At 67.0% G+C, this 23068-nt stretch carries 20 protein-coding genes; 12 read left to right on the top strand and 8 right to left on the bottom strand.

The window, feature by feature from the left end:
• Positions 1-467: 467 nt before the first annotated feature.
• Complete coding sequence (oxlT, locus tag MFF26_RS15785; RefSeq protein ID WP_137827284.1) at positions 468-1769, top strand: oxalate/formate MFS antiporter; 1302 nt, start codon at positions 468-470, stop codon at positions 1767-1769.
• A 199-nt stretch (positions 1770-1968) separates the two neighbouring features.
• Here oxlT and MFF26_RS15780 read toward each other — a convergent pair whose 3' ends face one another.
• The gene (locus tag MFF26_RS15780; protein ID WP_137827285.1) at positions 1969-2613 is read right to left on the bottom strand and encodes a hypothetical protein; all 645 of its coding nucleotides are present in this window, start codon (positions 2611-2613) and stop codon (positions 1969-1971) included.
• A 10-nt stretch (positions 2614-2623) separates the two neighbouring features.
• Positions 2624-3199 carry a glycosyltransferase family 29 protein gene (locus MFF26_RS15775; protein WP_137827286.1) on the bottom strand — a complete coding sequence of 192 codons (576 nt, stop codon included), beginning with the start codon at positions 3197-3199 and terminating at the stop codon, positions 2624-2626.
• A gap of 201 nt (positions 3200-3400) precedes the next feature.
• Here MFF26_RS15775 and MFF26_RS15770 point away from each other — a divergent pair, with 201 nt between their 5' ends.
• The gene (locus tag MFF26_RS15770; RefSeq protein WP_137827420.1) at positions 3401-4375 is read left to right on the top strand and encodes a glycosyltransferase family protein; all 975 of its coding nucleotides are present in this window, start codon (positions 3401-3403) and stop codon (positions 4373-4375) included.
• On the opposite strand, the gene MFF26_RS15765 is transcribed toward MFF26_RS15770, so the two are convergent.
• Positions 4372-5571 (bottom strand): glycosyltransferase family 4 protein, encoded by a 1200-nt coding sequence (locus MFF26_RS15765; protein ID WP_137827287.1) that lies wholly within the window; start codon positions 5569-5571, stop codon positions 4372-4374. The genes MFF26_RS15770 and MFF26_RS15765 overlap by 4 nt on opposite strands.
• Positions 5571-6611 carry a glycosyltransferase family 4 protein gene (locus tag MFF26_RS15760; protein ID WP_137827421.1) on the bottom strand — a complete coding sequence of 347 codons (1041 nt, stop codon included), beginning with the start codon at positions 6609-6611 and terminating at the stop codon, positions 5571-5573. Before MFF26_RS15760 ends, MFF26_RS15765 begins: the two co-directional genes overlap by 1 nt.
• 57 nt (positions 6612-6668) lie before the next feature.
• Here MFF26_RS15760 and MFF26_RS15755 point away from each other — a divergent pair, with 57 nt between their 5' ends.
• The 6 genes from MFF26_RS15755 to MFF26_RS15730 are packed head-to-tail and all read left to right on the top strand — an operon-like array spanning position 6669 to position 13542.
• Entirely contained in the window at positions 6669-8723 is a 2055-nt protein-coding gene (locus MFF26_RS15755) for an HAD-IIB family hydrolase (protein WP_137827288.1), read from the top strand.
• Complete coding sequence (locus MFF26_RS15750) at positions 8713-9603, top strand: glycosyltransferase family 2 protein (RefSeq protein WP_137827289.1); 891 nt, start codon at positions 8713-8715, stop codon at positions 9601-9603. Before MFF26_RS15755 ends, MFF26_RS15750 begins: the two co-directional genes overlap by 11 nt.
• A 9-nt stretch (positions 9604-9612) precedes the next feature.
• A complete protein-coding gene (locus MFF26_RS15745; protein ID WP_137827290.1) occupies positions 9613-10761 on the top strand; it encodes a glycosyltransferase in 1149 nt (382 codons plus the stop codon).
• A gap of 47 nt (positions 10762-10808) precedes the next feature.
• Positions 10809-11756, top strand: coding sequence for a glycosyltransferase family 2 protein (locus MFF26_RS15740; RefSeq protein ID WP_137827291.1), 948 nt, complete (start codon positions 10809-10811; stop codon positions 11754-11756).
• Positions 11753-12820 (top strand): glycosyltransferase, encoded by a 1068-nt coding sequence (locus MFF26_RS15735; protein ID WP_137827292.1) that lies wholly within the window; start codon positions 11753-11755, stop codon positions 12818-12820. Before MFF26_RS15740 ends, MFF26_RS15735 begins: the two co-directional genes overlap by 4 nt.
• A 53-nt stretch (positions 12821-12873) precedes the next feature.
• Positions 12874-13542: a class I SAM-dependent methyltransferase gene (locus MFF26_RS15730; protein WP_137827293.1), complete on the top strand. Its 669-nt coding sequence runs from the start codon at positions 12874-12876 to the stop codon at positions 13540-13542.
• A 39-nt stretch (positions 13543-13581) separates the two neighbouring features.
• Here MFF26_RS15730 and MFF26_RS15725 read toward each other — a convergent pair whose 3' ends face one another.
• Positions 13582-14538: a helix-turn-helix transcriptional regulator gene (locus MFF26_RS15725; RefSeq protein ID WP_137827294.1), complete on the bottom strand. Its 957-nt coding sequence runs from the start codon at positions 14536-14538 to the stop codon at positions 13582-13584.
• Positions 14539-14765: 227 nt separating this feature from the next.
• Between MFF26_RS15725 and MFF26_RS15720 the strand changes: the two genes are divergently transcribed.
• The 4 genes from MFF26_RS15720 to MFF26_RS15705 all read left to right on the top strand — a co-directional run bounded on the left by MFF26_RS15720 (position 14766) and on the right by MFF26_RS15705 (position 21148).
• The gene (locus MFF26_RS15720; RefSeq protein ID WP_238308189.1) at positions 14766-16676 is read left to right on the top strand and encodes a TonB-dependent receptor; all 1911 of its coding nucleotides are present in this window, start codon (positions 14766-14768) and stop codon (positions 16674-16676) included.
• A 509-nt stretch (positions 16677-17185) separates the two neighbouring features.
• Positions 17186-17533 (top strand): hypothetical protein, encoded by a 348-nt coding sequence (locus tag MFF26_RS15715; RefSeq protein WP_238308188.1) that lies wholly within the window; start codon positions 17186-17188, stop codon positions 17531-17533.
• A complete protein-coding gene (locus MFF26_RS15710) occupies positions 17530-19305 on the top strand; it encodes an ABC transporter ATP-binding protein (RefSeq protein ID WP_137827297.1) in 1776 nt (591 codons plus the stop codon). The genes MFF26_RS15715 and MFF26_RS15710 overlap by 4 nt, the downstream gene beginning before the upstream one ends.
• A 73-nt stretch (positions 19306-19378) precedes the next feature.
• Positions 19379-21148, top strand: coding sequence for an ABC transporter ATP-binding protein (locus tag MFF26_RS15705; protein WP_238308187.1), 1770 nt, complete (start codon positions 19379-19381; stop codon positions 21146-21148).
• 208 nt (positions 21149-21356) lie between these two features.
• On the opposite strand, the gene MFF26_RS15700 is transcribed toward MFF26_RS15705, so the two are convergent.
• The 3 genes from MFF26_RS15700 to MFF26_RS15690 form a co-directional block, all read right to left on the bottom strand.
• Positions 21357-21599 carry a hypothetical protein gene (locus MFF26_RS15700; RefSeq protein WP_171015363.1) on the bottom strand — a complete coding sequence of 81 codons (243 nt, stop codon included), beginning with the start codon at positions 21597-21599 and terminating at the stop codon, positions 21357-21359.
• 186 nt (positions 21600-21785) lie between these two features.
• On the bottom strand, positions 21786-22169 hold the full coding sequence (locus MFF26_RS15695) for a phage holin family protein (RefSeq protein ID WP_238308186.1): 384 nt from the start codon (positions 22167-22169) through the stop codon (positions 21786-21788).
• A gap of 607 nt (positions 22170-22776) precedes the next feature.
• The gene (locus MFF26_RS15690) at positions 22777-22950 is read right to left on the bottom strand and encodes a hypothetical protein (RefSeq protein WP_171015364.1); all 174 of its coding nucleotides are present in this window, start codon (positions 22948-22950) and stop codon (positions 22777-22779) included.
• Positions 22951-23068 lie beyond the last annotated feature (118 nt).

Below are 23068 nucleotides of genomic sequence, written 5' to 3'. Positions count from 1 at the left end.
CGAAAGCCACGGCGGCCCTGAACGCTCAATCTCGCGTAGAAAGCGCAATCAGGCAGGGATGCCCGCAGCGGGTATCGTCGTTGACGTCGCGATAAGCAGGAAAATTCTTGATACGTTCGTAATTTAAATTTGCCGTCTTACCAGACTAAGCAGATTATTTTGCATCATCCATTCAGGCGACGTTTGAGGCCGACTGTGGGCTCTCCCTAGGAAAACGCAGCGTGGCAGCGCTTTCTGGACCCACACGCACGAAGGGGAGCAGTTTTTAATCCGTACAATTTCATGTTTGGCTCGGAATTATTTCGCTTGCCGGCCTTGCTGGTATACCAAATAATGCATGCCACGGAGGCCTTGGGGGCATCCCTTGCGGGACCTGGACCTTGGCAGCCGAACCAAGTGCGGCGAAAGTTCATCACGTCAAACGAGTCAGGCCGGAAGTGTCGAAGCCTGATCGAGGGAGAGCGCCCATGGCAACGTCCTCTATCGCCCCAGATAGACCCGTCACATCATCCAATCGATGGTTCCAAATTGTCCTCGGCGTCGCCTGCATGGTGGCCGCGGCAAACATCCAATACGCCTGGACGTTGTTCGTCCCCGAGATCCAGAAGACCTTCGGCTGGGACCGCGCAGCGATCCAAGTCGCCTTCACCATCTTCGTCGTCGTCCAGACCTGGCTGACGCCGATCGAGGGCTACTTCATCGACAAGTACGGTCCGAGCCGCGTCGTCATGTTCGGCGGCTTCATGACCGGCCTCGCCTGGGTGGTGAACTCCTACGCGACCTCGCTGACCGGCTTCTATGTCGGGTCGGTCCTCGGCGGCATCGGCGTCGGTTGCGTCTACGCCACCTGCATCAACAACGCCCTCAAGTGGTTCCCGGACAAGCGCGGTCTGGCGGTCGGCCTCACGGCGGGCGGTTACGGCGCCGGTTCGGCCCTGACCATCCTGCCGATTGCCAAGATGATCGACGCGGGCAACTACGCCCAGGCCTTCTTCATCTTCGGCCTGATCCAGGGCGCGATCATCATCGCCGCTTCGACCATGATGCGCGGCCCGCAGAAGGACGAGGTGAAGTTCTCCAGCAAGGTGATGCAGAGCCGTCGCGACTACACCCTGGGCGAGGCGCTCTCGACCCCGGTGTTCTGGGTCATGATGGTCATGTTCACCTGCACGGTGACCGGCGGCCTGATGGCGGTGGCGCAGCTCGGCGTGATCGCGCAGGATCTGGGCGTGAAGAACTTCCAGGTGAACCTGTACTTCTTCGCCATGGCCGCCCTGCCCTTCGCCCTGATGCTCGACCGCATCATGAACGGCATCTCGCGCCCGCTGTTCGGTTTCATCTCGGACCGGATCGGCCGTGAGAAGACGATGTTCATCGCCTTCGCGATGGAAGGCATCGGCATCGTCGCGCTGGGCTACTTCGGCTCGAACCCCTGGGCCTTCGTCATCCTCTCGGGCATCGTGTTCCTCGCCTGGGGTGAAGTCTACTCGCTCTTCAGCGCGACGGCGGCGGACACCTTCGGCTCGAAGCACATCGGTAAGATCTACGGCGTGCTCTACTGCGCCAAGGGTCTGGCCGCCCTGTTCGTCCCGGTCGGCAACCTGCTGATGCAGGCGACCGGCACCTGGGCGACCGTGCTCTACACGGTGGCGATCATGGACCTCATCGCGGCCTTCCTCGCCATCGCCGTCCTGCGGCCGATGCTGAAGCAGCACCACGCCGCCAACGAGGCCCGCATGGCCCGCGCCCCGGCGCTCGCCACGGCCTAAGTCAGCGACGCTTCCCGGCGACGCGGAGATCGCCTCGCCGGGAAGTCGATAGCCGAGATCAGGAGCGGGGTTCCGGACATCACCTCCGGTGCTCCCCGTTCCACCCCAACGAGAAGGCCCCGCCGATCACCGGCGGGGCCTTCTCGTTTCAGCGGTGAGCACCCTGAGGCACGGCGAATGACGGGCCTCCAGCTGTCGCTCAGACTTCGGCCCAGGCAGCATGGACGGAGCCGCGAGCTTTGTCGGGCTTGGACGGGCCGATGAAGACCACGACCGGCCCGTGAGCATCGCGTCGGGGATCGTAGAAGTCGAGAAGGTCCGGTGCGATCTCCTGAAAGAACCGGGGGCGCACGCCGTCCTGACGGAGAAGATGATCGATGACGACCTGATCGCCGTGCACCCCGTTCGGCACCGGGCCGCAGGATCCGGCGGCCATCCAGCGCGCGGGATCGGCCGAGAAACGCGCGTAGAGATTCGCGAGTTCTTCGCCATTCCAGCGCAGCAAAGCGCTCGAGAGCCGCCCCTTATGAAAATAATCCTCCATAGCGGCGAGGCCCGGCTCCGCGAGTTGATCGGCAGGACCGGTGAAGACGGTATCGAGATCGCACAGCAGCGTCGTGCCCTTTGAAAGGCCAGGGCGGAATGCCTCCATCTTCGCCCACCACGCCGGCCAGTCATGGCGCAGGGCCACGCGTTCGACACCTTCGAGGACGAGCGGCAGGTCGGTCAGGCAGAGGATCCGCGTGAAGGCGGGCGCATGGCGGCGCACCCCTCGAGCCAACCGCGCGATCCAGGTCGCATCGTAGCGCCCGCCGCTCTTCAGCACAGTGATCAGCGTGGCCATGGATTGGGATTCATCCTTCGACGGGGTGCAGACGCAGGCGCCCGGCCGCTTCGGCTCGCTCGAACCACGCACGCTCGGCAGCCCAGGGATGTCCGGGCCAACCATCGAACCCGAAGCCGAAAGCTTGGATCGGATCGGCATCGCTGGGCCGGTCGAGGAGCAGCGCGAGCGTCACGAGGAAGCCGGTGCTCGGGTTCGGTCGCCCGCTCGTCCCTGCCGCGAGCAAGCCGCGAGCACGCTCGTGGAGCGACTCGGGCAGGATATGGATCGGGCGACCCGTCGGGCGCAGTCGCGCGAGGATCGCGCGGGTCCAGCAGATCGGCTCGGGGAGGTTCGCTTCTGGGGCGAGCATCGGGAACGGCAGGATGAACGCCTCCGCCGCCCGGATCACCGGGCGATCCAGAAAAAGTTCGTCCTCCAGCCATTCCCGCATCTGGCCGCCGCGATTGACCAGGGCGAGGTAAGTGACCCGTGAGCCGGTCCGTCCCCCGAAGCCCGCGGCATTGTTAAAACGCACGACGCAGGCCGCCTCGTCGATGGCACTCGCCGTTGCGCGGGGCTCCGGCGCATTGCCAACGATGGCCATGGATGCGAACGGCGGAAAGCGAGGCGGACCGGCTCCCGAGGGATCGACGTCGACGGACACTGGGGTCGGGGGTTCGCGGAGCCACGCTCGGGAACTCGCCCAGGTAAGGCGCGGTCCCCGTTCAACCAGGGTCTCGATGCGCCGCAGGGACGACAAGCCGACGTGACGACCTCTCCACGCTGCTTCGTCTGCGCGGCCGCCATGCTCGCGCCGACCGCACGGGCGCTCACCTATCCGAATGGGCGTCGGCGCCTGTTCCGAACGGCCTGCGACTCCTGCGGTGTCCTGCTCGACACGGGGGCCGAGACCGCCCGCTGCCGCACCCATCTGGCGAGCGCGCTCGCGGCGCCGACCTTCGAGTCCGATCCCGATGCGCCCTATGGGCTCGACCTCTACACGCTGCGCATCGCTGCCACCCGGCACGGACGCGGCGTCCGATGGCTCGACGAGGCGGGGCGAGCGGCGCTGCTGCATCCCCATTCCGAGGATGCGGCGCGGGCGGAACTCTTCGACCTCACCACGGCCGAAACGCGCCCCGTCTCCCTCGGCTTCCTCTGTCGACCCGAGGAGTGTGACAGCGTGCTGGCCAAGCTGCCGGCGCAGGCCGGCTGGGTCGACGATGTCGCGATCCTCCTCGACGCAGATGCGGCCCCGCCGCGCGCCATTGCAGTGCCGGGATTTTCGGCCGGCGCGGTCCGGGTGGCTGCCCGTCCACTCGCCGGGCACTTCGCGGCGCAGCGCAACGCGCTCCAGGCTCTGGCCCGCCACCGATGGATGCTGCAGCTCGATGCCGACGAGACGCTTGAACCCGCCACCGGACGCCTCCTCCCCGCACTCGCCGCGCTCGCAGAGACGGGCGACGTCCGCTCGATCGGTCTGCCACGGCGCAACCGCGTCGACGGCGTTCTCTCCGACATGTTTCCGGATGTGCAGTATCGATTGAACCGTGGCGACGTGGCCTATGCTGGTCGTGTGCACGAACGGCCCCAGCTCGATGCCGGATGGCGCGAAAGCTTCATCTCCCTGCACGGGGCCATCGACCATCACCTTAGTTGCGCCCATGTCGCGGCGCGCTCGCGCCGTTACGAGGCCCTGGATCCGGGCCGCGGTCGATTGGAAGAGGAGGAGGCCTTGCTCCGTCCCTACCGCGATGAGCCTGACCTCCCGTCAGCCTAGGAAGAGCCGTTTCGCCTGCGCCGGGCCGCCGCGATCGCCGCTTCGTAGAGGGCCAGGGTTTCACGTCCGAGGCTCGCGCGATCGAACCGCCCGGCCGCCGCCAGGGCACGGGCGCGATAGGCACGCCGCAGCCCGGGATCGAGGAGAAGCGGACGCAGGGCATCGGCGAGCGCCGACCCTGCGGCGCGAGCGGCCAGGGGACCGGCTCCCGGCGCGCCGACGAAAGCGCGGGCGCTCGCATCCTCGGCACAGGCGATTACCGGCCGGCCATAGGCCATGGCCTCCTGATAGACGAGGCCGAAGCTCTCGTAGCGCGACGGTGCGAGCACCGCGTGGGATCGTGCATAGGCCGCGGCGAGCGCCGCCGCATCGACGCGGCCGCAGGCGCGGATGCGCTGGCGCGCCGCCGCGGATAGGTCCGCCGGCAGATCGCCGGGCGGCACTCCGACGAGATCGAGGTGGAAGGCCGGCAGGGCGCCACGGGCCTGCTCCTCCGCCAGGATCGCGATGGCACCGAGCAGCAGGTCGAAGCCCTTGCGTGCCTCCGCCCGACCGACGAACAGCAGGCGCACCGGGGCGTCCTCCTCCGGATAGGCAGCGGCGCGGGCGCTCTCGACGATCGCCGGCGGCAGGCTGAGACCGATCACGGCGGAGGGCTGTCGGCCGCTGAGCCCGTAGGCCCGGGCAATCACCGCTCCGTGCTCGGCGGTGTTGGCGATGAGACCGGCACTGCCCCTCGCCTGCCGACGCTCCAGAGTGTCGGCACTTCGTTCATCCCATCGATTGCGCCGGGAAGAGGCCGGGCCGCGGGTGAGCCCGGCCGGCGTCGAGTTGCGCGTCACCAAAGTCAGGTCGCGGCGCCCGGTGAGCAGCACGGCGGGGGCGTACCAGTTCGTCGCCTCGATCACGTCGAAGGGCGCTTCGGCGTGGGCGGACAGGACCGCCCGCCGGAACGCGAGCGGTGCCGCCAGATGCCCGACCGAGCCCCATCGGCGCAAGCGCGCGAGCGTGCCACCGGGCGGCAGGGCGAGGCCTTCGACGGTGACGCCGCCGACCCGCTCACGCCCGCTCCGGTCGAGCGTGAAGACCGTCACCTCCTGACCGCCCTCGGCCAGACTTTCGGCGATCTCGCGGGCGGCCGTCGACAGCCCGCTCGGGTTCGGCGGATAGTCCCAGTTGAGCAGCGCGATGCGCATCAGGCGGCCAGCAGACGCTGATAGATGGCGAGATAGTCGCGGGCCATGCGCTCGGCGGTGAATCGCTCCTCGAAGCGGCGCCGCACCTGCCGGCGGTCGAGCTGCCCGATCCGCGCCAAGGCTTCCACGGCCTCGTCCTCCGACGTCACGACAAAGCCGGTGACGCCGTCCTCGACGATCTCCGGCACCGAACCGCGGTTCCAGGCGATTACCGGTGTACCGCAGGCCATCGCCTCGATCATCACGAGGCCGAAAGGCTCCGGCCAGTCGATTGGGAAGAGCAGCGCTCTGGCCCCGCCCAGCAACGCACCCTTCGCCGTGTCGTCGATCGGGCCGAGATAGGTGGCGTCCGGTCCGAGCAGAGGCTGAACCCTCTGCTCGAAATAATCTGGATTGCCGACATCGATCGTGCCGCCGAGGCGGATCGGAATGCCGGCGGCACGGGCGACGCGGATCGCGATGTCCGGCCGTTTCTGGTCGGTCATTCGCCCGACGAAGGCGACATGCCCGTCGGGCTCGCACCGAAGCGCATAGCGGTCCGCGGCAATGCCATGATGCACGATCCCAGCCCGGTTCGCCGGAGGAATGCCGGCCTCCTGCGCCGCCGAGATTGCCGCCACCGGTAGGTCGGGGAAACCCGCGAAGAACAAGGCACGGTCGAGTTCGTCCACCCGCCAATGCACCGTGGTGAGGCTCCTGCGCCGACGCTCCCCGAGCAGCGCCGCATGCGCGAATTCGCCGTGGGCATGCACGATGTCGAATTCGGGGAGCCGCAGACGCAGGGCTTCCAATTGCAACGCGTCGAGTGCCGCCGGGACACCGGGAGCGACGCGGCCATAACGACGTTCCAAGGCATCGAGACTTGGATGATCGCCGATACGGGAGATTTCTGTCACGCTATCTGAGGATGCAAACAGCGTCACATCGACGCCGATGCCCCGCAAAGCCATCGAGAGATCGTGGACAATCCTTTCGGTACCGCCGTGATGCAGTGGGGGAACAGGAAAAATATTAGGTGCGACTTGAGCGACACGGAACAACAGCCTCACCTCATATGATGTGTACGGTGCCGGGCGATCCGATCCATAGAACCTCCTATGTTCGTTCTCCACGTCGCCTTACAGGGCTGCCTGCGCGGCAGCGACGTCGTCTACGGACTGACGGCGGATACCGGCGGCCATATCCGTTACCTGCTCGATCTGGTCACCGCCTCGGCCAAGGACGAAACCATCACGCGCATCGTGGTGGCGACGCGGCTCTTCCACGACCTCCCCGGTCCCGATTACGCCGTGCCCGAAGAGGCGATCGCCGACAAGGTCGCGCTCGTCAGGCTTGCGAGCGCGTCGCCGGGCTACCGGGTCAAGGAAGAGATGTACGGCGAGGTCGAGAGCTTTGCCCAGAACCTCATCGCCTGGATCGCCGCTCAGCCGTCGCCGCCCGACCTGATCCACGCCCATTACGCGGATGCCGCGGCGGTGGCCGGCCTCGTCGAGGACCGCCTCGGCATTCCCTTCGTGTTCACGGCCCATTCGCTCGGACGGGTCAAGCTGTCGACCCTCGGAGGCGACGCCGTACCGTCTCCGGATCTAACACGCCGGATCGCCACCGAAGAAGCCGCGCTCGCCCGCGCCGCCCTCGTCGTCGCCTCGTCGCGCGACGAGGCGGAAGTGCAATATGCTGGCTACACGACCTACGATCCCGGCCGCGTACGCGTCCTGCCACCGGGCAGCGACTTGGCCCGGTTCGCGGCGAGCCGTCCCCACCCCAGGGTCGATGCGACCATCGACCGTTTCCTGCGCGAACCGCACAAGCCGGCGCTGCTCGCGCTCGCCCGGCCGGTGGCGCGGAAGAATCTCGCGGCCCTGGTCCGGGCCTACGGCGAATGTCCTGAGCTTCAGGCGCGCGCCAACCTCGTGATCGTGGCCGGCACCCGGGAGGATATCGACACGCTCGACGGCGACATGGCGGCCACCATGCGCGACCTCCTCGTGCTGATCGACCGCTACGACCTCTACGGGCGCGTCGCCTACCCGAAGACGCATCGCCCGGACGACGTGCCGGCGATCTACGCCTATGCCCGCGAGCGCGGCGGCCTGTTCGTCAATCCCGCCCTCAACGAGCCGTTCGGCCTGACCTTGCTCGAGGCCTCCGCCGCGGGCCTGCCGCTCGTCGCCACCGATAGCGGCGGGCCCAACGACATCGTCGAGATCTGCGGCAACGGATTGCTGGTGGATCCCCGGGCCCCGACGACCATCGCAGCGGCCTGCCTGCACATCTTGTCCGATGCCGCCTTCCGCTCCCGCTGCGTGTCGGGCGGATCGCGGGCGGCGGCGGCCTACGATTGGGAGCGGCACACGGCCCGCTACCATGCCCTGTTGCGCGGTCTGCTCACTCCCGAGCCACCGTTGGCCGCGCCCTTGCAATTGCTGGTGAGCGACATCGACAACACCTTGGTGGGTTGCGAGGCGGGACTGGGGATCTTTCGCCGCTGGCGCAGCCGCCAGGCCGGCTTAGCCTTCGGTGTCGCCACCGGTCGGTCGTTCCACAGTGCGATGGCGGTGCTGGAGCAGCAAGACAGCCCGCAGCCACAGGTGATGATCACCTCCGTCGGATCGGAGATCTATCACCTCGACGCCAACGGCGTGACCTACACCGCGGATGCCGCGTGGCGCACCGCCGTCTCAACGGGCTGGGACCGGTCCGCCGTGAATGCGGCGCTCGCCGAGCTCGATGCGCTGGTGCCCCAGGGCCCGCTGGAGCAGCGGACGCATAAACTGAGTTTCTTCGGGGACGCGGTCACCGCCCGACGCGTGCGCGACCGTCTCGCTGCGGCGGGCCTGAGCGCGAACGTGATCCACTCCCACGGGCGCTACCTCGACGTCCTGCCCGCGGCGGCCTCCAAGGGCAGCGCCGTCGATCATGTCCGTGCGCTCTACGGCTTGCCGGAGCGGGCGGTCTTCGTGGCGGGCGATTCCGGCAACGACGTCGAGATGCTGCGCGCCCGCACCCAGGCGATCATCGTCGCCAATTATTCCGACGGGCTCGCGACCAACGCCGCGCTCGCCCATTCCTACGTCGCGCGCGCCTCGCATGCCCGCGGCATCATCGAGGGTGTCCTGCACTTCCGTCGATTGTCGGCCGATGCCTGTTGAAGCGTCGGGGGTCAGCGTCCTCACTCTGGTGCGCGGCCGGACCAATCGCCTGCGCAACCTCATGCGGGGCCTGAGTCGGCAGAGCGTCCGCCCGCGGGAACTCGTCATCGCCTGGATGCAGCCGGACCCGGTCCGGGAGCTGCCCGATCCGGGCTGCCCCGTGCGCCACCTCGTGGTCCCAGGCGAACAGCTGCCCCTCGCCGCCGCCCGCAACCGGGCCGCCGAGGCCGCGACCGGCGATCTCCTCGTGTTCCTCGACGTCGATTGTATCCCCTCGACCGGCCTTGTCGCGGCCTATGCCGCGGCCGCGTCGGAGACGGCGGGACTCTTCCTCGGCGAAGTCCTCTACCTGCCGCCGGACCGGCCCTCGGCGGACGCTGCCGACGACCGCCTCGACGACGCGACGCTCGACCGACAGGCCCACCGGCATCCGGCTCGGCCCGCGATCCCGGACAACGGCATCCGGTACGAGCCCGATGCCGGCCAGCTCTGGGGCCTGTCCTTTGCCATCGAGGCCGACGCATGGCGCTCGCTCGGCGGGATGGACGAGGCCTTCGCCGGTTACGGCGGGGAGGAAACGGATTTCGCCGCGCGTTTGGCCGGGACCGGTCTGCCGACGTTCTGGATCGCGGGCGCCCGGGCCTATCACCAGCACCATCCGGTCCACGTGCCGCCGCTCCAGCATTTCGCGTCGATCCTCGCCAATGCGGAGCGGTTCCGCGCCCGGCACGGACGTTGGTGCATGGGCTACTGGCTCGGCCAGTTCGCGGAAGCCGGGCTCATCGCCTGGGACGAATCCGCCCCGGCGATCCGCCTCATCCGTAGCCCGACATCCTCCGAGCTCGCCGCTTCGCTGCGGCCCGACGCCCTGTTCTCCTGAAGGAAGCTCATGAAGAAGCCGATCGCGTTCTTCGTTCACCACCAGGGCCGGGGCCATGCCAACCGCACGATGGCCGTGGCGGCCGAGTTCGCCGCCGACCGCCCCGTCTCGGTGCTGACCGCCGGGCCGCAGCTCTTCGACGGGTTCTCCCGCGATATCGAGATCGTCGCCCTGCCCAACATGATCGGGGCTGCGGTGCCTACGCCGCGCCTCTACGCCGAGCCGACGCCGCAGGTGATGCATTGCGTGCCGCTGGGGCTGACCGCGATGCGCCGGACCATGCGGACCATCCTCGACCATCTCGACGAGCGCGGCATCGGCCTGTTCGTCGTCGACGTCTCGGCGGAGATCGCTCTGCTGTCACGGATCGCCAGCGTGCCCGCGGTGCAGATCCGGATGCATGGCGACCGATCCGATATCGGGCATCTCGGCGCCTACGAGGCCTGCGTCGGCATGCTCGCCCCCTTCGACGAACGGCTGGAGCAGGACGATTATCCGGACACCCTGCGCGCCAAGACGTTCTACAGCGGCGGCCTCTGCACCAGCCTCGACCGGGTGCGGACCCGCGCGGAGGCGCGGCAGAGACTCGGCCTCGACCCCGACCGCGAGATCATTGTCGCGGTGACCGGGGGCGGCGGCAGCGGGACGCCCTACGCCCCCCTGACCGTGGCGGCGCGGGCGGCGCCCGAGGCCTTGTGGCTGACTCTCGGACCGACCCACCGCGAGGGGCACGAGACCGATTTTGCCAATCTGCGGGAATGCGGCTGGGTCGCTTCGGTTACCGATTATCTCGCCGCCGCCGACATCGTCGTCGCCTCCGCCGGCGACAACACCGTGCATGAGGTCGCCCGCGTCGGGGGACGCCTGATCGTGATGCCCGAATGGCGCTATTTCGGCGAGCAGACCCGCAAGGCGGAGGCCCTCGTCCGATTGGGCGCCGCCGTGCAGGCCCCCGTCTGGCCCGGCGACCTGCAAGGCTGGCGCGATCTTCTCGACCGAGCCCGCGCTCTCGATGGGACCGCCCTGCGCAGCCTCTACGCGCCGGAGGCGGCGGCCCGCGCCGCCGGTTGGCTCGAAGGGCTCACCGACGAACTGTGGCGGGGCGCAGCGGACGGTGTGGCGGAGACCGCTCCGCTGCGCGTCGTCGCGACCGCCTGAGTGATCACACCCGTACCGTCCTCCTCGCAGCCGGAGCCCCTCTCGTGATGTCGACCGTATCCGTCGTGACCCTGGCTCGGGGTCGCCCGGGACATCTGCGCAACGTCCTGATCGGCCTCGAACGCCAGACGCAGCCGCCCGCCGAGTTCATCGTCGCGGTCATGCAGGATGCGCCCTACGATCTGCCGGAAACCTCGTTCCCGGTCCGTCAGATCCTCGTGCCGGGCGCCGAACTGCCCCTTGCCACCGCCCGCAACCGTGGCGTCGCGGCCGCGAGTGGCGAGACGATCGTGTTCCTCGATGTGGACTGCATTCCGTCGCCCGACCTCGTGGCCGATTACGCGCGGGGCTTGAGCGAGCTCGACGGGTTGCTCATGGGCGAGGTGCTTCATCTGCCCGAGCATGCCACTTCGGGCGACTGGACCTGCGAGGGCTTCAACGGCATCGCCGAGAAGCATTCCGATCGCCGCGGCCCACCCAAGGCCGGCATCGAGATCTGCACCGATTACCGCTGCTTCTGGTCACTCAGCTTCGCCATGCGGCGCGCCACCTTTCTCGCGATCGGCGGCTTCGACGAGCGCTACCGGGGCTATGGCGGCGAGGACACCGATTTCGGCAAGATCCTGGACCGGCAGGGCATCCCGATCGCCTGGATCAAGGGCGCCTTGTCCTACCACCAATATCACCGGCACCACATGCCGCCGGTCCATCATCTCGACAGCGTGGTCCGCAATGCGGAACTGTTCGAGGCCAAGTGGGGCTACCGCACGATGGGCCACTGGCTCTACGCCTTCAAGATCATGGGCCTCATCGACGATACGCCCGACCGGCCGATCCGCATCTTACGACGGCCGGATGCCGACGACTTCGCCCTGACCGGGCAACAGGGGCATCAGCCCTACAACAACGCGGCGTCGGTCATCCGCCATCTGGAGGCGCAGGCTTGCGCGGCGGGGCCTGCGGCCGGAACCGCCTCCGAACCGGTGACGGCGTGAGGATCGCCCTCCTCGCCCATCTCCGCCATCCGATCGCGCCGCCCTTCGCGGGGGGGCTCGAAGCCTATACCTGGCACCTCGCCGATGGCCTGACGGCCCGCGGCCACGAGATCGTTCTCTTCGCCGCCGGCGACAGCGACGGTCGCTTCACCATCGACCCGGTGATCCCCGTTCATCACGAACACCGTTTCCCAGGGCTGGAGCATCGGGGCGATGCGGGGCTGAAGGCGCATGTCGATGCCGGCTATGCCGCCGCCTGCGATCGGATCGCCGCCGGCGGCTTCGATCTACTGCACAACAACAGCCTGAGCCGCCTCCCCCTGGAGCGCCGGCGCACCGGAGCGATGCCGACGCTCACCTCCCTCCATGTCCCGCCCTACGATGCCCTGCGCTGGTTCGTGCAGGACAGCCTCGCCCCGAACCATCGGATCACCGCGACGTCGCAGGCTCACGCCCGCGCGTGGTGGCCGGACGGTGCGCCGTCCGCCGTCTCGGTGCTCCATAACGGCGTCGATCCCGACGCCTGGCCTTTCCGGGAGGGGGGCGACGGTACCGCCGTGTGGTGCGGGCGCATCGCCGCGATCAAGGGGACGCATCTCGCCATCGTGGCGGCCCGTCGGGCGGGCCTCGCGCTGACCCTGTTCGGCCCGATCGAGGAGACGGATTACTGGGACGCGCAGGTCGCCCCGCTTCTCGGCGGCGCGATCCGCTACGGCGGTCATCTCTCCAGTGCCGCGTTCGCGGCGGAGATCGGACGCGCCTCGGTCTACCTGTTCACACCCTGTTGGGACGAGCCGTTCGGGCTGGTGGCGGTCGAGGCAATGGCCTGCGGCCTCCCCGTAGCCGGATTCAATTCCGGAGCGGCCGCTGAGATTGTCGGCGAAGCCGGATGCCTCGTTCCGACCGGCGATGCCGCTGCACTCGCAACGGCAATCGGCGAGGCACTCGCGATTCCCCGCAGCGTTCCCCGTGCCCGTGTCGAGCGCCTGTTCACCCGCGACCGGTGGCTCGACCGGTGCGAGGCGCTCTACGCGCAGCTCACCACCGCGAACGCGGTCTCCTGATCTCAACCCTCCGGGCCTGCCGGCCCAGACCTCACCCGAATCCGGGGTAAGCTATGACTCGACAGGACCTCCTCGCCGCGTTGTGGCATGGGCGCGACCCCTTCGCCGATCCGCCGGCACAGCTGCGCCCCCTCGACCTTCAGGGATGGCGCAGCCACCATCCGTTCTTGGAGCAGGCGGTGGACGAGTTCCGTCCCGGTGTGATCGTCGAGATCGGCACCTGGAAGGGCGCGAGTGCACTCCATTTCGCCCGCATGCTGACGGATCGCGGGATCCCCGGCACGGTGATCGCGGTCGACACGTGGCTCGGCGCCGTCGACCATTGGGCGGACGAGTCCCTGTTTGCCGAACTCGCTACGGAGCACGGCTTCCCGAGCCTCTATCAAACCTTCCTGGCCAACGTCCTGCGCGAGGGCCAAGCCGAGCGAATCCTGCCCCTGCCCCTCGATTCGGTGAACGCGGCCGAGCTGCTGCGCCTGCGCGGCGTCCGTGCCGACGTGATCCATCTCGATGCCGGCCACGAGGAGGCGTCGGTGGCCGCCGATCTGCGAGCCTGGTGGCCGGTGCTGCGGCCCGGCGGCCTGCTCATTGCCGACGATTACGATCGCCTCGGCGGCCGCTTCCCCGGCGTCACCCGCGCGGTCGACCAGTTCTGCGCCGAGTTCGGTGTGAGAGGGCCGTGGCCGCTCGACGGCAAGTGCAAGTTCATCAAACTGGATTGAGACACGAGAGCACCCTGGGCCCCGTCTGGGGTTCTGGTCTCAGCCGAGCCGGGCGAAGCGGGACGGGCTCACGCCGCGATGCGTGCGGAACACCTTACTGAAATGGCTGAGATTCGCGAACCCCACGGAAACCGCCGCATCGGCGACGCTGGACCCCTGCTTCAACATCTGCGCCGCCGCATCCAGGCGTAGTTCGGTGAGATAAGCATGGACCGGTTGGCCGACTAAATCGCGAAACCCGTATTTCAGCTGTTTCTCGTTGACCCCGACCTCTCGCGCCAAGCGCTCAATCGTCCAATGACGTCGGAAGTCGCGATCGAGGATCGCGCGTGCCCGCATCAGCCGTTCCCGCTCCTGCGGCCGGAGGCTGCGCCGTCCCTTCACGTCGCCGTCGAGCGATTGGATCGCGGCGGCTAGGGCTTCGATCGCTTTGGCGTGGAGATAGAGGCGGCGTTCGGGCGCGGCTGAAGGGGGCATCCGGGTGATGTCGTTGGCGATCTGCATCAGGATGGCGGGTGCCGGACGAGCCTCCAGAAAGACGCCGCCGCCCTCCCCGCCGCTCGCATCGGCGTAACGTTGGGTCAAACCCGATAAACGCGGGTCATCCGCTCGGATCAGGAAACTCTCCTCGAACCGAAAATCGACGACCCTAAAGAGCTGACCGCCACGGAACAGATCCTCGCCCGACGCCTCGCCGCGGCAGGCGAACAGCACGGCCATTCCCGCCCCCACCTCGATCGGCGGTCGCCCCCGGACCGAGAGACGACCGCTGCCTTCGAGAACGACGCTCAACGAGAACGTGGTCGAACCGGCGAGGTCGAGCCGCACATCGCGGTCGAGATAAGCCTCGACCAAAACGACGGCGATATCGCTGGCGATCGCCTCGACCCGTGCTTTGTCGGACCATCCGAGCCGCGTGAGACCATCCGCGACGGCCTCCTGCCAGGAGGGCGCCGACCCTGCCGCCGTCGGGCCGTCGATATGTGGATTCGACACAACGCCCTGCCTTCCCCACCCGAAACTCGATTGAGTACCGATGGCGTCAATGCCAGCCCCGAAAGTGGCAGACAAGATCGTCGGAAAAGATGAGGAGGCATTATTAATCGATCGGGCGGGCTCGTAGTTTAGAAATGCTCTCGATAGTAAGATATGCTTTCAGCGCCACGGCATTGGTGGTGTTTTTAGATGGGGTTGATGCCCAGGCTCAGCCGGCGGTTGAAGCGGTGGTGCTCGAAGAGCTGACGGTGACGTCCAACAAGCGTGAGCAGCGCCTCGACAAGGTCGACGGCGCCGTCTCCGCCGTGACGGCGGCGAAGCTCGCCGACACCGATGTCCGCGAGGTCAGCGACCTACAGAAAGTTCTGCCCGGGGTCGTCATCGCGAACCGTGGCAGCCGGCCATTCGCCAATGTCACGATTCGTGGCATTTCCTCGCCGGATTTCTACAATCCGGCGGTGCAGGTCTACGTCGATGGCGTCCCTCAGGCCTCAGCCAACCTCGCGCAGGATCTGTTCGACGTAAATCGTATCGAACTCCTGCGAGGACCGCAGGGGACGCTCTACGGGATGAACGCCTTCGCCGGCGTCCTCAACATCACCACCGAAAAGCCTCGCACGGCGCGGGTCGACGTATTCGGCACTGTCTCCGACCGCCTGTTCGAGATCGGCACCGCGACCACGAGCGTGCTGGTTCCGGACGCCCTCTTCCTCGATCTGGGTCTGAAGGGCCGCAATTTCACCGGCCAGATCCGTGATATCGACGGCAACCGTGACGACACGGACTGGTCGACTGGGCTGCGCGGGCGGGCGGCACTGCGCTACGCCCCGGCTGGCGGCGATTTCGACGCCAACCTCTTCGCCTCGCACGACACGGTTCGATCGCGCGAAGAGACTTACATCCTCGATTCCGACGTGCAGAAGCGGCTCTTTCGCTCCTCCGCCATCCCGTTCCCCTACAGTTTTCTGAACCGCGAGGTGACGACGGCCGGCCTGACGATGAATTACCGGCTGAACGATATTACCTTCTCCAGCGTGACGTCCTTCCAGGGCGTGGACCTTGAGCGTCGCCTCTTCGGGCAAGCCCTGCCCGAGACCCACCAGACCCTCTACCAGGAGTTCCGCGCCGCCTACGATGCAGGCGGTCCGTTCAAGGGCGTAGCCGGCCTCGCTTTCTTCGACAATCAGTTCTCGCTTCGGCGCCTGGGCACTCGCAACGTCGTCGAGGCAAGCAGCATCGCGGCCTTCGGTGAGGGCACCTACGCGCTCACCGACCGGCTCGACCTCACCGTCGGTGCTCGCCTCGCCTACGACTGGTCGTCGATCCGTTTCGACGGGGCCGGCTTCGGCTTCAACTTCGCCAACGACGCCAACTTCACGAACTTCCAGCCGAAAGTGTCGCTCGGCTATCAAGTTGATCCGACGACGCGGATCTACGCTCTCGTCTCTCAAGGCTACAAGCCGGGCGGCTTCAATCGTGCCGTATCGAGTCCGCTCGACGCCGTTGCCTATCAGCCGGAGACGGCCTGGAATTACGAGGTCGGCGCGCGCACCAGCATGCTGGACGGCATGGCGACGGTCTCGGGTGCGTTCTACCGGATCGAGTCCTCGAGGCAGCAGATCTACACCGGCCCCGTCGGTTTCCAAGTACTGCGCAACGCGGCGGAAGGGACGAGCACCGGGGTTGAGATCGAACTGACCCTGCGTCCCACCGACCGCCTGACGCTGAATGCCCAGGGAGCTCTCGGCCGCTCTGAGTTCTCCGGCTACACTGATCCGATCTCCGACAAGCGCATCGCCGGGGGCCGCACGCCCTACGCGCCCGACCTCGTGACCAATGTCGGCTTCCGCTATCTCATCGACCAGCCGTGGATCCCGGCCCAAATGGCTTTGACCGGCGCCGCTCGAACGGTGAGCCGAACCTTTTTCGATCCGAACAACGTCTTATCGCAAGGCTCCTTCACCACCTTCGATGCCGGACTCGAGTTCGGCTTCGGCAATGCATCGACCCTGCGCGTCTTCGCCAACAACCTGACCGATCGGACCTACAGAACCTACAGCTTTGCCTCAGGCCCGGCCACGTTCAGCACCATCGGGCAGCCGCGCATCGTCGGTATCTCGTGGCGGATGCGGTTCTGATGCGGCGGGACCATGCAAACGGAACCGGTTTCGACGCGGTGCCTCCGGCTCCAGTCCCGACGACGATCGGCGGGCGCTCCATCGCTCAGTCCGTCGCCTTGGGCGTGACGTTGATTAGTCCGCGCCGGATCATGCGGAGGCCCGATCTGGCCTTCCAACGGATCGGGCTCGGTTCGCTCGCCCTGCGGCCCTGGACACTCAAATGCTCGGGGTCCGAGGGGTCGAGCGTCACCGCCTACCTCGCCACGCTCACCCTACCGCCACACCCGGTTTGCGGGTGCCCGGATTGAAGGCCGCGATGGTCTTCGTTGGATTGGCGAGCGCCTCCTTCGGCTTCGCGCCGCCCTAGCCCAATCAGAGCGCGGCGGGCGCGATTCCGTGAAGCCGCTTTGCGCAACTGCCCTGAGCCATCACGGAGACCTCGCATGACGGCTGATCCTGCTCGATCCGCCCTATCCTACTTCGATCTCTCCGGCTGGCCCCTGGCCCGCTGCCAAGTGCCGGAGCGGGTGCCCGATACCGAGGTTGAAGCCCGTATCGCGGCGTTCGATGCCATTTTGGCTCGCAATGAGCGCTTCGTCCTCATCTTCCACGGCGCGGAGATGCCAAAAGATTCCCCGCGCTTCATGAGGGCGTACAAGGCTTGGTTCAACGCGACCAAGGCAACACAGAAGCGTCTCTGCGCCGGTGCTGTTCGAGTCGAACCCGATGCGGACCGCCGCAAGTCGATGGCGCTCAAGGCCCTGTCGCTGATGAACAAAGTGTTCCTGCCCTATCCTTACGCCGTGGTCGCGAGCGACGCGGAGGCGCAGGCACAGGCCCGGATGTGGCTTGCCGAGACCGGGTCGGCCCCATGAGCGCCGACGCGCCGAACGCGCCGGTTGCATACACGTTGGCCAACACCTTCATCCAACTCGCCGGCTACCTGCGCACGCAGCCGTTGGCGATGACGGTCTCGATCGCGCTCGGCCTGATCGCGGCGCTCCTAGGCCTTGCCTGGCAACTCGGCGTGGTCTGGCTGATCGTGACGGCATGGGAACCCACCCCCGACATGGCCGGGATGGGATGGGCCGTGGCAGGCATCGCCGGCCTCGTCGTGGCGGGGCGGCTCGCCTTCCTCGGCTCGACCGCCCTGTCCCACAAGATCGCCGTCGATGTGCAGCGGGATCTGCGATTGGCCCTGGCCGCGCATCTTGCCCAAGTGCCGATGGCGGTTTCCGAACGCTACGGCGCCAGCGCCCTGCGCCGGCTCGTCCTCGACGATGTCGAGAGCCTCGAGGACGGCGTTGCGCATCTCGTGCCGGAGGCCAGTGCCAATTTCACCGCGCCGCTGATCGTCCTCGTCGTCCTGTTCGCCCTCGATTGGCGGATGGCATTGGCCGCCGCGCTGCCGATCCTCCTCGGCTTCGCCGCCATGCGCATGATGACGGGGAACTCGGCCGACATCACCCGCGCCTATTACGAGCGCAGCGCCGAAATGGCGGCGCGCGCGACCGAGTACGCGGCCGGCCTGCCCACCCTGCGCCTGTTCGACGGAGACGGCCGCTCGCTCCTTCGCTTCCGCGCCGTCAGCGAGCGCTACCTCGCGGTGATCGGCGACTGGGTCCGCCGGGTCCTGCTGGCGAGCGCGGTGCTACAGGTCTGCGTCGGTTCGGGCCTACTGCTCGTTCTCCCGCTGGGCCTCTGGCTCACGGCGCGGGGCGACCTGGCTGTTCCTCATCTCGTGATCTTCCTCGTCTTCGCGCCGAGCCTCGGCGGCCTGATCACAAGGCTCCCGAACTTCGTCTTCCGCTTCGCGCAGCAGGGCGAAGTGTTGAGCCGGATCGATGCCTTGCTTGCCGAACCACCCTTGTCCCGCGCTCTTTCATCCGAGCGCCCCAGTGATCGGACTGTCCGCTTCGAAGGGCTCGGCTTCCGTCGCGGCGAACGAATGGTGCTCGACCAGATCGACCTCGTGCTGGAGCCCGGCACGGTCACGGCCCTCGTCGGCGCCAGCGGGGCGGGCAAGACCACCCTGGCCAACCTTCTGATGCGCTTCCATGACCCGCATCAGGGCCGGATCACCATCGGCGGCGTCGATCTGCGCGCCATGGCGCCGGAGACGCTCTACAGCCTCGTCGGCACCGTACCGCAGCATTCCTGGCTGTTCAGCGGCACCGTAGCCGAGAACCTGCGCTTGGCTGCGCCGCAATCAGGCGCTTCCGCCCTCTTGGAGGCACTGGCCGAAGCTCGTGCCGAAAGCTTCGTGGCCCGTCTGCCGGGCGGACTCGAGGCACGGCTCGATCGCGGCGGCGCCGCCCTCTCCGGCGGAGAGCGGCAGCGACTCTGCGTTGCCCGCGCGCTCCTGCACGACGCACCAATCCTCGTCCTCGACGAGGCGACGGCCGCGGCCGATCCGATCAACGAGCGCGAAATTCAGCGCGCGCTCGGCAGTCTGGCCCGCGGCAGGACCGTCCTCGTCATCGCCCACCGCCTGGCCTCGATCATCGATGCCGACCGCATCGTCGTCCTCGACCAGGGGCGGATCATCGAGAGGGGCAACCATCGAACGCTGCTGGCGAAGCGTGGGCGCTACGCGCACTTCTGGGCTTTGCAGAATCCCACGATGCCGGACGGGGATTTTCCGTAACATGAGGCGATTCATGCGGCACGCACCTGACGCAACCTCCGGGATGCCTCGCGCCCCGGAGCCGGGGAGCCGGGTGTCGCCCAAGGCTGATGCCGCATCCTGGTTCCGCGACCTGTTCGACCGGATCGAGCCGGGGCTGCGCGGCCGCTACCGGATGGGGCTGGCGCTCCTGGCGGCAGATGCGGGGTTTGCCGCTCTGCCGCTGCTGGCGGGCGCCTGGGTGATCGGTGAGATTGCCGCCGACACTTGGGACAGCGGGAAAGCCTGGATCGCTGCCGCGATCGTGGTGTCGTCTTTCCTCGCCCGGCTTGTCGTCATGCCGGCCGGGTTCGCCCGCGGCTTCGAGGCCGGTTACGGGGCGGTCGCCGGTCTGCGGCTCGCGCTGTTCGCGCATCTGCGCCGCCTCGGCCTCGGCACCACGTCGCGGATCGGTGCGGCGCGTCTATCCGATCTCGTGATCCATCGCTTCCGCTGGTTCGAAGAAGAGGCGGGCTACGGTCTCGGTCGACAGATCGGGCATGCCATCCTGACCCTCGCCCTCATCCTCGCGCTTGCCCACGTGCATCTCGCGTTTCTCGGCACGATCGCGCTTCTCGTCCTCATCGCCGCACTGGTTTATCGCCGCGTCGACCGCGCCTTCGCCCGGCTCGCGCGGGATCAGGCCAGCCTCGTCGCGAACGCCGCCGAGCGCATGGTCGAGTATCTCACGGGACTGCCGGTGCTGCGGGCGCTCGGGCAGGTCGGTGCACATGCGGACGCCTATCGCCGTCAGGTCGAGGCCTTGCACGCCTTCTATCGCGGAACGATCGGCACGGTCGCGCCGCTGGTCAGCGCCGCGCGCATCCTCCTCGATCTGGCGCTGCTCAGCCTGATCGCGGTCGCGGTCGGCCTCTTCGCATTCGGCGCGCTCGGCGCGCCGGGACTCGTCGTTGCCCTCGTCCTGGTGCTGCTACTACAGCCACCCCTCGAAGCCTCGATCGGCGAGGGTTTCATGCTGCGCCTCGTCGGCGATGCCCATGGCCGCGCCGCCGCAATCCTCGATCAACCGCCCCTTGACGAGGGCGCCGAGACGCCGCGTTCCGGCGAAATCCGGTTCGAGGACATCCGCTTCGGATACGATTCGGATCGCCCGGTCCTCGATCGCTTCGATCTCGTTCTACCCGCCGGTAAGGTCAGCGCCGTGATCGGCTCGAGCGGAGCCGGCAAATCGACTCTGTTGACGCTGATCGCCCGGGCCTTCGACGGGCAGGCGGGGCGCATCACCATCGGCGGCCAGGACATCCGGTCTGTCCCGCTCGACCGGCATCTCGCGCGGCTCGGCGTCGTGCCGCAGGACGTAGTTTTGTTCTCCGACACTCTCGCGAACAATCTGAGGATTGCGAGACCCGAGGCCACCGAGGCGGAATGCCGGGCGGCGGCCGAGCGCGCTTGCTGTTCCGACTTCATCGCACAGCTTCCCGAGGGGATGGAGACCCGGCTCGGCGAGGGAGGTTATGACCTGTCGGGCGGAGAGCGACAGCGGGTGGCGATTGCGCGTGCCCTGTTGAAGGACGCCGAGATCGTTCTCCTCGACGAGGCGACATCTGCCCTCGATGCGGAGAGCGAGCACGGCGTCGTCGAGGGATTGCAAGCACTCCGTATGGGCCGAACCGTTGTCATGATTGCCCATCGGCTCCAGACCGTGGCCCGTGCCGACCATGTCGTGGTGATGGAAGCGGGTCGCGTCGTCGATAGCGGCACGCCGGCCGAACTAGCGGCGCGCTGCCCCCTCTACCGCGAACTCTGGGACGCCTATCGCGACACGGAGCGGTGGCGGCTATCGGACCATGGCTTGAGGGACTGATCGCACCACGTCGATTTCGCTACGGCTCCGACGCTGGCCCCAGCTTGCGCTCCCGACCGCGGCGTTTCGGACACTTCAGCCAAGAAGATATGAGAGTTTTTACTAGGCGGCTGATTGTATGGATAGTTCCCTGCCGTCAGCACAAGTTTAGTCTGTCAATGTGTGTCGTAATATATTTTTTGAGTATTATTTGCCGCTCTGGTTGTCCTCAACCCAGGCTCCGCCATAGCAAGACAATAATTGCGAAGCCGAGAACGTTGTAAGCGAGCGCCCAGGCCAGAAAGATACGCATCGCCCGGTTCGGCGGCGAGGGCCGGCGTTTGTTCGTTTCGGGCTTGTCGAGGCGGGGAAAGGCGTGCGCCTGCAGCGGGATCACCTGTGACGCTGGATCCGACAGGAACCGCGTCAGGCTCTCGGGCAGGGGACGGTTGGGCGAAGCATGATCGGCCATCGCGCCAGACTGCGTGCCGATCTTCGAAAGTGCAACGGCTGTACGGTGCGGGACACCTCCTCTCCCTCCGCCCAATCACATTGCCCCTTCTTCACGCCGCTGCGCAGATCGGTCCCGTCGTCATGGCCTACGGTGCTGCAGCGGACGCCTTGCGGTGTCAGGCGCGATTGGTCCGGCGCCTGCACGTCACGAGTGGTCGGGTGTTTTTCCTCTCGGCACCTCTCGCAGACTCATTCTCCGAAGGCCGGCCCACATCAGAATTGCTGTTGCGATCAGGAAGGGCAGAGCCACGATCAGTGCTGCGATCGCATCGGATCCGACCAGCACCGCGATCGCATCCCGCACCGAGAGGAGCAGGAGGACGAGCGAGACGAGGATCAGCAGCGCCGCTCCGCCGAACAGCAATGCGAGCGTCGCGACGGCCCTCACGTTTCCGCGCATTTCGATCCGCGCCAACCGAAGCAGATCCGCCAACTGAGCACTCGCATCACGGGTGGCGGCTGCAATCAGCGAGGGAGTGCTGCGCGGGTCCGAGTCCGGTCGTATCGGGTGCGATGTGGGTTCGGTCACGGCAGCCTTCTTGGAGCATGGATGTCGGCGGGCAGTGCGGCGTCCTAACCAGCCGTCCGCACCGACACCGTATCTAGGAATGATCTCCACGCCGTCCGCCCCCAACCGACCGAAGTGTGACAGAGGCTTCCGCCGCAAGGCGCTGGACCGCTGGGCAGAGGATGTTCGACGGGCACGGCGAACATCGCTCCCTACACCACCCATTCCGCTGAATCGCCTTCGAGGTCGGACGCTGGGATGTGATGCTGTAGAACGGCGCGACGGATGAACGATGGATGAGGCAGCGCGGGCCAAAGCTATTAAGCCCGCAAACCGTGGGTGGTGTTCGCTTGATGAGCGGTTCCGGACGACATCGTCCAAACTTGTTCTTGCGGTGTTCGACCGTCTGTCGCGACCGGGATGACAACTGATTCGAATTGTCCGACGAGGCGCCATATTCGGGCCCGGCCGTGCCTTCGTGTTCGTTCAAGGAATCTAAAATTTAAAAAAAATTGAATAGCGAAGCGATACTTATAGATAGAACTCACTGAATAAGAATAGTGGCGTCGGACTGCACGTCACGCAGCGCAACGCTAATTTTTGTGGTGTAAGAACGACAAGGTCCTCTTCAGAACTCGGAGTCGTAGTCGTCGGCAATGGGCGGTGCCTTCGGCTTGGCCGGCCAGGAATCGGCGATGGCACGCGGGGCGGCAGCCGTCCTCGGCGGATTCGAGAGCATCGTGAACCAGAAGGCGCCCGTGGCCAGGGCAAAAGCCGCCAGAAAGACATTGAGAGCACGCATCGGATTGCTCCTGCGTAGAATCACGTACTGCCTGTCAGGATCACGAGCAGATGCGGGTGTGTCAATCTTCTCCGTTCACCATCGCACAGGAAGGGAAGCATGCCGCGATTGACCAGCG

This window comes from Methylorubrum suomiense (assembly GCF_022179765.1).
Classification (GTDB): Bacteria; Pseudomonadota; Alphaproteobacteria; order Rhizobiales; family Beijerinckiaceae; genus Methylobacterium; species Methylobacterium suomiense.
The sequence above is the reverse complement of the archived record's forward strand: the minus strand, read 5'-3'. Positions and strand labels throughout refer to the sequence as shown.

Coding starts and splice junctions, on each gene's coding strand:
- oxlT (WP_137827284.1), top strand. CDS start 468: ATGGCAACGTCCTCTATCGCCCCAGATAGACCCGTCACATCATCCAAT.
- MFF26_RS15780 (WP_137827285.1), bottom strand. CDS start 2,613: ATGGCCACGCTGATCACTGTGCTGAAGAGCGGCGGGCGCTACGATGCG.
- MFF26_RS15775 (WP_137827286.1), bottom strand. CDS start 3,199: ATGGCCATCGTTGGCAATGCGCCGGAGCCCCGCGCAACGGCGAGTGCC.
- MFF26_RS15770 (WP_137827420.1), top strand. CDS start 3,401: ATGCTCGCGCCGACCGCACGGGCGCTCACCTATCCGAATGGGCGTCGG.
- MFF26_RS15765 (WP_137827287.1), bottom strand. CDS start 5,571: ATGCGCATCGCGCTGCTCAACTGGGACTATCCGCCGAACCCGAGCGGG.
- MFF26_RS15755 (WP_137827288.1), top strand. CDS start 6,669: ATGTTCGTTCTCCACGTCGCCTTACAGGGCTGCCTGCGCGGCAGCGAC.
- MFF26_RS15750 (WP_137827289.1), top strand. CDS start 8,713: ATGCCTGTTGAAGCGTCGGGGGTCAGCGTCCTCACTCTGGTGCGCGGC.
- MFF26_RS15745 (WP_137827290.1), top strand. CDS start 9,613: ATGAAGAAGCCGATCGCGTTCTTCGTTCACCACCAGGGCCGGGGCCAT.
- MFF26_RS15740 (WP_137827291.1), top strand. CDS start 10,809: ATGTCGACCGTATCCGTCGTGACCCTGGCTCGGGGTCGCCCGGGACAT.
- MFF26_RS15730 (WP_137827293.1), top strand. CDS start 12,874: ATGACTCGACAGGACCTCCTCGCCGCGTTGTGGCATGGGCGCGACCCC.
- MFF26_RS15710 (WP_137827297.1), top strand. CDS start 17,530: ATGAGCGCCGACGCGCCGAACGCGCCGGTTGCATACACGTTGGCCAAC.
- MFF26_RS15700 (WP_171015363.1), bottom strand. CDS start 21,599: ATGGCCGATCATGCTTCGCCCAACCGTCCCCTGCCCGAGAGCCTGACG.
- MFF26_RS15690 (WP_171015364.1), bottom strand. CDS start 22,950: ATGCGTGCTCTCAATGTCTTTCTGGCGGCTTTTGCCCTGGCCACGGGC.